Origin of the sequence: Gordonia sp. Z-3 (assembly GCF_036233855.1) — a bacterium.
Taxonomy (GTDB): domain Bacteria; phylum Actinomycetota; class Actinomycetes; order Mycobacteriales; family Mycobacteriaceae; genus Gordonia; species Gordonia tangerina.
Genome location: NZ_JAZARS010000005.1, coordinates 294,876 through 301,208 on the forward strand (window position 1 = coordinate 294,876; position 6,333 = coordinate 301,208).

Consider the following 6,333-nt stretch of genomic DNA (forward strand, 5'->3'; position numbering starts at 1 on the left):
CCCAGCGTGTCGGGTTTGACTTGCGCGTGTAACACAGATTTAACAGCGTACTTCTAATGTCCCGGACATGGATCGCCAAAAGGAATTCGTGCTGCGGACCCTCGAAGAGCGCGATATCCGATTCGTCAGGCTGTGGTTCACCGACGTACTCGGCTATCTCAAATCGGTGGCGATCGCGCCGGCCGAACTCGAAGGAGCCTTCGCAGAGGGTATCGGGTTCGACGGTTCGGCCATCGAGGGGTTCTCCCGCGTCTCCGAGGCGGACACGGTTGCCAAGCCGGATCCATCGACGTTCCAGATCCTGCCGTGGACCACGTCGGCGGGCCGCCACCACTCGGCCCGGATGTTCTGTGACATCGCGATGCCCGACGGCACGCCGAGTTGGGCCGATTCCCGGCATGTGCTGCGCCGCCAGCTGAACAAGGCGGCCGACCAGGGATTCAGCTGTTATGTGCACCCGGAGATCGAGTTCTTCCTTCTCAAGGACGCCCCGCTCGACGGCAGCGTGCCCACACCGGCTGACACCGGCGGCTACTTCGATCAGGCCGTGCACGACGCGGCGCCCAACTTCCGGCGGCACGCGATCGAGGCGCTCGAGTCGATGGGGATCTCGGTGGAGTTCTCCCACCACGAAGGCGCACCCGGCCAGCAGGAGATCGACCTGCGCTACGCCGACGCGCTGTCGATGGCCGACAACGTCATGACCTTCCGGTACGTGATCAAAGAGGTCGCGATCGAAGAGGGTGTCTGGGCCACGTTCATGCCCAAACCGTTCAGCGAGCACCCCGGCTCGGCAATGCACACCCACATGAGCCTGTTCGAGGGCGACTCGAACGCATTCCACAACCCCGACGACCCGATGCAGTTGTCGGCGACCGGAAAGAAGTTCATCGCAGGCATCCTGCACCACGCCAGTGAACTGTCCGCGGTCACCAACCAGTGGGTGAACTCTTACAAGCGGCTCATTCACGGCGGGGAGGCGCCGACGGCGGCCACCTGGGGTGGCGCGAACCGGTCCGCGCTGGTCCGGCTACCGCTCTACACGCCGAACAAGGCATCCTCGCGCCGAATCGAGGTCCGCAGCCCGGATTCGGCCTGCAATCCGTACCTGACGTTCGCCGTGCTGCTGGCGGCCGGGCTCAAGGGGATCGAGGAAGGCTACGAACTGCCCGACGAGGCCGAGGACGACGTGTGGGCGCTCACCCCAGGTGAACGCCGGGCGATGGGCTACCGGGAACTTCCCGGCAGCCTCGCCGACGCGCTGACCGAGATGGAGAAATCCGAGCTGGTCGCCGAGGCGCTCGGGGAGCACGTCTTCGACTACTTCCTGCGTAACAAGTGGACCGAATGGGCCAACTATCGCAGCCTGGTCACCCCCTACGAACTCAAGAGCTACCTGCCTCTCTGACCCGCCACCTGAGTGAGAGGTGGTCGGCTCCGCCCGCTAGTTTTGGGTTGTGACTTCACTTCGTGGACGAGGCCGCCTGCCCAGCGCGGGACGGCTGGGGCTGCTCGAGGACACCGCTCCGGGCCACCTCTCGGAGTTGGGTTGGAACAACGACGAATCGGTCGACGTGCTCTGGGCCCTGTCGCGCGCGGCGGACGCGGATCTGGCGTTGCGTGCGTTGATGCGGATCAAAGGCGTGGTCTCCGCCGACGAGTGGTCGGAGATCGACCGGCTGATCCGTGACGATCGTGGCTTCCGGGGACGCCTGTTCGCGGTGCTCGGGGCGTCCGATGCCTTCGGCGATCACCTCGTCGCCGAACCGGCGAGCTGGCGGTTGCTGACGTCGTCGACGCTACCCACCCTCGACGAGATCTATACCCGGATGCTGGCATCGGTCGACGCCAGGGCCGAACCCGGCGAGGTGGAGCAGGGCAACAAGCTCTATCGCGCGGCGGTCACCGGACCCAAAGCTGTGGTCGCTCTGCGGATCGCGTATCGGAATCTGCTGCTGGAGCTGGCCGCGCACGATCTGGCGCCGACAGTCGAAGACGAACCGGTTCACTATCTGCCCGAGGTCGGCGGATTTCTCGCCGACGCCGCTGACGCGGCCTTGACGGCTGCGCTCGCCGTCGCGATTGCCGAGGTGTGCGGCGACAACCCGCTGCCGGTACGGCTCGCCGTGATCGCAATGGGCAAATGCGGTGCGCGTGAGCTCAACTACGTCAGCGATGTCGACGTGGTTTTCGTCAGCGAACCGGCCGACGGCGTGGCCGCCCGGATCGCCGGCGAGATGATGCGCGTCGGGTCGTTGGCGTTCTTCGACGTGGACGCGGCGCTGCGACCCGAGGGCAAGGCGGGCGCGTTGACCCGCACGCTGGACTCCCATGTCGCCTACTACCGACGATGGGCGAAGACCTGGGAGTTCCAGGCGCTGTTGAAGGCGCGCGCCATGACCGGCGACATGCAGCTCGCCGCCGACTACGTCGACGCCGTCAACCCGATGGTGTGGACGGCTGCCGAACGGGAGGATTTCGTTCCGGAGGTGCAGGCGATGCGACGGCGCGTCGAATCGCTGGTGCCCGAGGAATTGCGTGAACGCAACCTCAAACTCGGCAGCGGCAGTCTCCGCGACGTCGAGTTCGCGGTGCAGTTGCTGCAGATGGTGCACGGACGTGTCGACGAGGACATCCGCGAGAAGGCCACCGTGGACGCGCTGACCGCCCTCACCGCCGGCGGCTACGTCGGTCGCGACGACGGCGCCAATCTCAATGCGTCCTATCAGTTCATGCGTGCCCTCGAACATCGTCTCCAACTGCAACGCCTGTCGCGGACACACCTGTTGCCCGCCTTCGAGGACACCGGCAACATGCGGTGGCTGGCGCGGGCGGCGCACATCCGCCCAGAAGGTGACAAAGACGCCACCACCGTGTTGCGCGAGGAACTGACCCGGCAGAAGGCCCGTATCCGTCGCTTGCACGAGAAGCTCTTCTACCGTCCGCTGTTGGAGGCGGCCACCCGGTTCAACACCGACGAACTGACGTTGTCCGACAAGTCGGCTGAGCGTCGGCTGTCCGCCCTCGGCTACGCGAAACCCGAACGCGCACTGAGTCACATCCGCGCGCTGGCGTCGTCGCCCGGGCGACGGGGCCAGATCCAACTGCTCATCCTGCCGTCGTTGCTGGAGTGGATCGGCAACACCCCCGATCCCGATGCCGGCCTGCTGAACTATCGGCGGCTGTGCGACGTGATGGACGACGCCGAATGGTTCATCCGCCTGCTGCGCGACGACGGTGTGGTCGCCGAGCGGTTGATGCACGTCCTGGGCACCTCGGAGTACATCGCAAACCTGCTGATGCGTTCGCCGGAGGTCATCCACCTCTATTCCGACGGCGCCAACGGACCCAAACTGTGCGACGTGCGACCAGAAGACGTCGCCAAGGGGCTGATCGCGTCGACGGTGCGGCAAACCGACCTGAAACGTGCGGTGGCGGTGGCTCGTTCGCATCGACGGTTCGAACTCGCGCGGATCGCCTCAGCCGACATCCTGGGACTGATGGATGTGCCGGCGGTGTGCGCGGCCCTGTCGAGTGTGTGGGCGGCGGTGCTGAACGCGGCACTGAGCGTGGCGATCGCGCAGTCCGAACGCGACCGCGGTGAACCCGCGCCCGCGCGGATCGCGGTGATCGGTATGGGCCGGCTCGGCGGGGGAGAGCTGGGCTACGGGTCCGACGCCGATGTTCTGTTCGTCTGCCAGCCGCAACCGAACGCCGATGAGTCGGCCGCAGTGCGATGGGCGCAGACGATCGCGGAGAAGGTCCGATCGATGCTGGGGTCGCCCAGTGAGGACCCGCCGCTCGAGGTCGACACCGGGTTGCGTCCGGAGGGTCGTAACGGGCCGGTGGTGCGCACGCTCGCGGCGTATGCGGCGTATTACGACCAGTGGGCACAACCCTGGGAGATCCAGGCGCTGCTCCGGGCGCATCAGGTTGCCGGCGACGATCAGCTCGGTGTCGACTTCCTGCACATGGCCGACCGTATCCGCTACCCCGAGGGTGGGGTGTCGGCGGATGCGGTGAAGGAGATCCGCCGGATCAAGGCGCGCGTGGACGCCGAACGGCTCCCGCGCGGTGCCGACCCGGCGACGCACACCAAACTGGGTCGAGGCGGCCTGGCCGACGTCGAATGGACGGTCCAGCTCCTGCAGTTGCGTCACGCGCATCGCTACATGTCGCTGCACAACACGTCCACCCTGCAATCGTTGGACGCCATTGGGGCGGTCGAACTGCTCGGCGAGAACGACGTGGCGCAGTTGAAGGAAGCGTGGCTCACGGCCACCCAGGCGCGCAATGCGCTGGTGCTGGTACGGGGCAAACCGGTCGATCAATTGCCGGCCCCCGGCAGCCAGCTGCGTGCGGTTGCCTACGCCGCGGGGTGGCCCGAAGACCAGGCCGCGGAGTTCCTTGAGCATTACCTGCGGGTGACGCGTAGAGCGAAGGTCGTGGTGCGCAAGGTGTTCGGCGCATGAGCGGGCACAACGCACAGTCGGTGTCCGCGGGTCTGCGTTCAGCAACCGCGGTGGCCCACGATCGCGCCGAACGAGCGCATTTCGTCGACGATCTGATGTCGGGACGTCTCGACGCCGCCGGGTACCTACGGATGGCGGTGCAGCTCTATTTCATCTATCGCGCATTGGAATCGGTCGGTGACGAACTCTCCGGCGAGGAGGTCGCCGGAGCGGTGGTCGACGAGCGGTTGCGCCGGCTGCCGCGCCTGACGGCCGACTTGGCGGCACTCGGCGTGGACCCGACCACGATCACTCCGTTGCCCGGGGTGACCGCGTATGTGGCTGCGATCGAGCGGACTCGCACCGATCCGGTCCGATTCGTCGCCCACCACTACACCCGATACCTCGGTGATCTCAGTGGCGGACAGGTGATCCGCAGTCGGATGAAATTGCACTACGGGCTGACCGACGACGCGCTGAGCTTCTACGTGTTCGACGAGATCGACAAGCTCAAGCGCTACAAAGACACGTACCGGGACACCCTGGATGGCCTACCGCTCGACGACCACCAGGTGCGCATCCTCCTCGATGAGGCGGTCCGGGCGTTCGAGCACAACGAACAGATGTTCGCCGAGCTGGCGGGACACTAATTCGTGGAATCCGCGCGGTTCTCCCGAGCGCTGGTGATCCCTGCCTTCACCAGCAGGTAGGGGACCACCAGGGTCGCGGCCGCGGTCACCAGCCAGACGATGACGGTTGCGGCGATCCAGGTTTCGACGCCACTGATCTCTATCCCGTTGCCGCCCAGCAGCGTCGCCAACAGCAATGCCACAAAGGTGGAGACCAGACCCACTCCGCCCATGAACGCCTCGGCGTTGCGGTGGACGAACTTGGTGATGAACGGGCTCAGGATCAACTGTGCGGCGGCGAAAACCGCCAGGGCGATGAGGAACCCCGCGAAGTGGACGGTCATGTCGTCGAGGATCCAGGTCGCGACGAGCAACCCGATCGCCGCGGAGATGAGATAGGTGAGCGTGCGCACCAGAATGCGGATCATGACGTCATCCTAGTGTCCGCAGGCCTGGCACCTGCAGCATTCGCCGGCCTGCTCGACCGTGTCGTCGCCAGAACGACGCCGACGCGCAACGATCGGGCCGGACGGCTCGACCGGTGAATCAGGTCACGATCAGACGCGACGACCGGTGCCGGTGCGCTTGAGGATTGCCGAACCGACCGCGACGACGATGACCGAGCCGATCAGGGCACCGATGATGCCGCCCCAGTCGAACTTGTCCTCATCGCCGATGCCCAGCAGGCCGGTGAAGATCCAATAACCCAGCAGGGCGCCCAGTAGACCCAAGACGGTGGAAGCCGCCCAGGACTTCCATCCGCTCATCGCCTTGAATGCGTCGTTGGGGACCAACGCGCGGGCGATGGCTCCACACACGAAACCGAGTAGCAGTGCTGCGATCAGACTCCCGATGTCCATGACACCTCCTGAACGCAGACTAATCGCGCCGGGTCACGGCGACACCGATATTCGGTGACTACAAGATTTCGACTTTGGCGCCGGAGTCGAGCAGGATCTCGCTGCGGTCGTCGTCGGAGCTGGTGACGAGCTCCAGCAGGAGCTGATCGGTGGCGGTCCGGGTCGCGGGCGTGCGGACGACGGCTCGGATGCCGTTGACGCTGATGCGGTCGCCCGGAGTGAGGTCTTCGACGAATCTGGTGCGGCTCATGTCCTCAACTTAAATCGAATCGGAGTGAAACGGCAGGGTACAAAGGCCTTAACGTGACGTCAATCACGCGGCTTGACTCACGTAATCTGCCCGCGAAACGCCCTCGGTGCCTCACATAGGTTTGCCCGCGAAATGGTGATCGT

General features: G+C 65.5%; 6 protein-coding genes. 3 read left to right on the forward strand and 3 right to left on the reverse strand.

The features are described from left to right. Nucleotides 1-67 precede the first annotated feature (67 nt). From glnA to VX037_RS08190, 3 genes are read left to right on the forward strand one after another with little or no spacing between them, the layout of a single operon-like run. Entirely contained in the window at nt 68-1,408 is a 1,341-nt protein-coding gene (gene glnA, locus VX037_RS08180) for a type I glutamate--ammonia ligase (RefSeq protein ID WP_235722742.1), read from the forward strand. A 49-nt stretch (nt 1,409-1,457) separates the two neighbouring features. Next, nucleotides 1,458-4,472 carry a bifunctional [glutamine synthetase] adenylyltransferase/[glutamine synthetase]-adenylyl-L-tyrosine phosphorylase gene (locus VX037_RS08185; RefSeq protein WP_287016925.1) on the forward strand — a complete coding sequence of 1,005 codons (3,015 nt, stop codon included), beginning with the start codon at nt 1,458-1,460 and terminating at the stop codon, nt 4,470-4,472. Continuing rightward, nucleotides 4,469-5,101 carry a biliverdin-producing heme oxygenase gene (locus VX037_RS08190; protein ID WP_287016924.1) on the forward strand — a complete coding sequence of 211 codons (633 nt, stop codon included), beginning with the start codon at nt 4,469-4,471 and terminating at the stop codon, nt 5,099-5,101. The genes VX037_RS08185 and VX037_RS08190 overlap by 4 nt, the downstream gene beginning before the upstream one ends. Here the strand turns inward: VX037_RS08190 and VX037_RS08195 are convergent. The 3 genes from VX037_RS08195 to VX037_RS08205 form a co-directional block, all read right to left on the reverse strand. Next, nucleotides 5,098-5,508, reverse strand: coding sequence for a phage holin family protein (locus tag VX037_RS08195; RefSeq protein WP_266060922.1), 411 nt, complete (start codon nt 5,506-5,508; stop codon nt 5,098-5,100). The two genes, VX037_RS08190 and VX037_RS08195, sit on opposite strands and share 4 nt — an antisense overlap. 129 nt (nt 5,509-5,637) lie before the next feature. Beyond that, on the reverse strand, nt 5,638-5,940 hold the full coding sequence (locus tag VX037_RS08200) for a GlsB/YeaQ/YmgE family stress response membrane protein (RefSeq protein ID WP_235722747.1): 303 nt from the start codon (nt 5,938-5,940) through the stop codon (nt 5,638-5,640). A gap of 58 nt (nt 5,941-5,998) precedes the next feature. Further along, nucleotides 5,999-6,190 carry a hypothetical protein gene (locus tag VX037_RS08205; protein ID WP_235722748.1) on the reverse strand — a complete coding sequence of 64 codons (192 nt, stop codon included), beginning with the start codon at nt 6,188-6,190 and terminating at the stop codon, nt 5,999-6,001. Between the last annotated feature and the right edge of the window lie 143 nt (nt 6,191-6,333).

What these genes read in the sequence shown, in the direction of transcription:
- glnA (WP_235722742.1), top strand. Translation starts at nt 68, where the DNA reads ATGGATCGCCAAAAGGAATTCGTGCTGCGGACCCTCGAAGAGCGCGAT.
- VX037_RS08190 (WP_287016924.1), top strand. Translation starts at nt 4,469, where the DNA reads ATGAGCGGGCACAACGCACAGTCGGTGTCCGCGGGTCTGCGTTCAGCA.
- VX037_RS08195 (WP_266060922.1), bottom strand. Translation starts at nt 5,508, where the DNA reads ATGATCCGCATTCTGGTGCGCACGCTCACCTATCTCATCTCCGCGGCG.
- VX037_RS08200 (WP_235722747.1), bottom strand. Translation starts at nt 5,940, where the DNA reads ATGGACATCGGGAGTCTGATCGCAGCACTGCTACTCGGTTTCGTGTGT.
- VX037_RS08205 (WP_235722748.1), bottom strand. Translation starts at nt 6,190, where the DNA reads ATGAGCCGCACCAGATTCGTCGAAGACCTCACTCCGGGCGACCGCATC.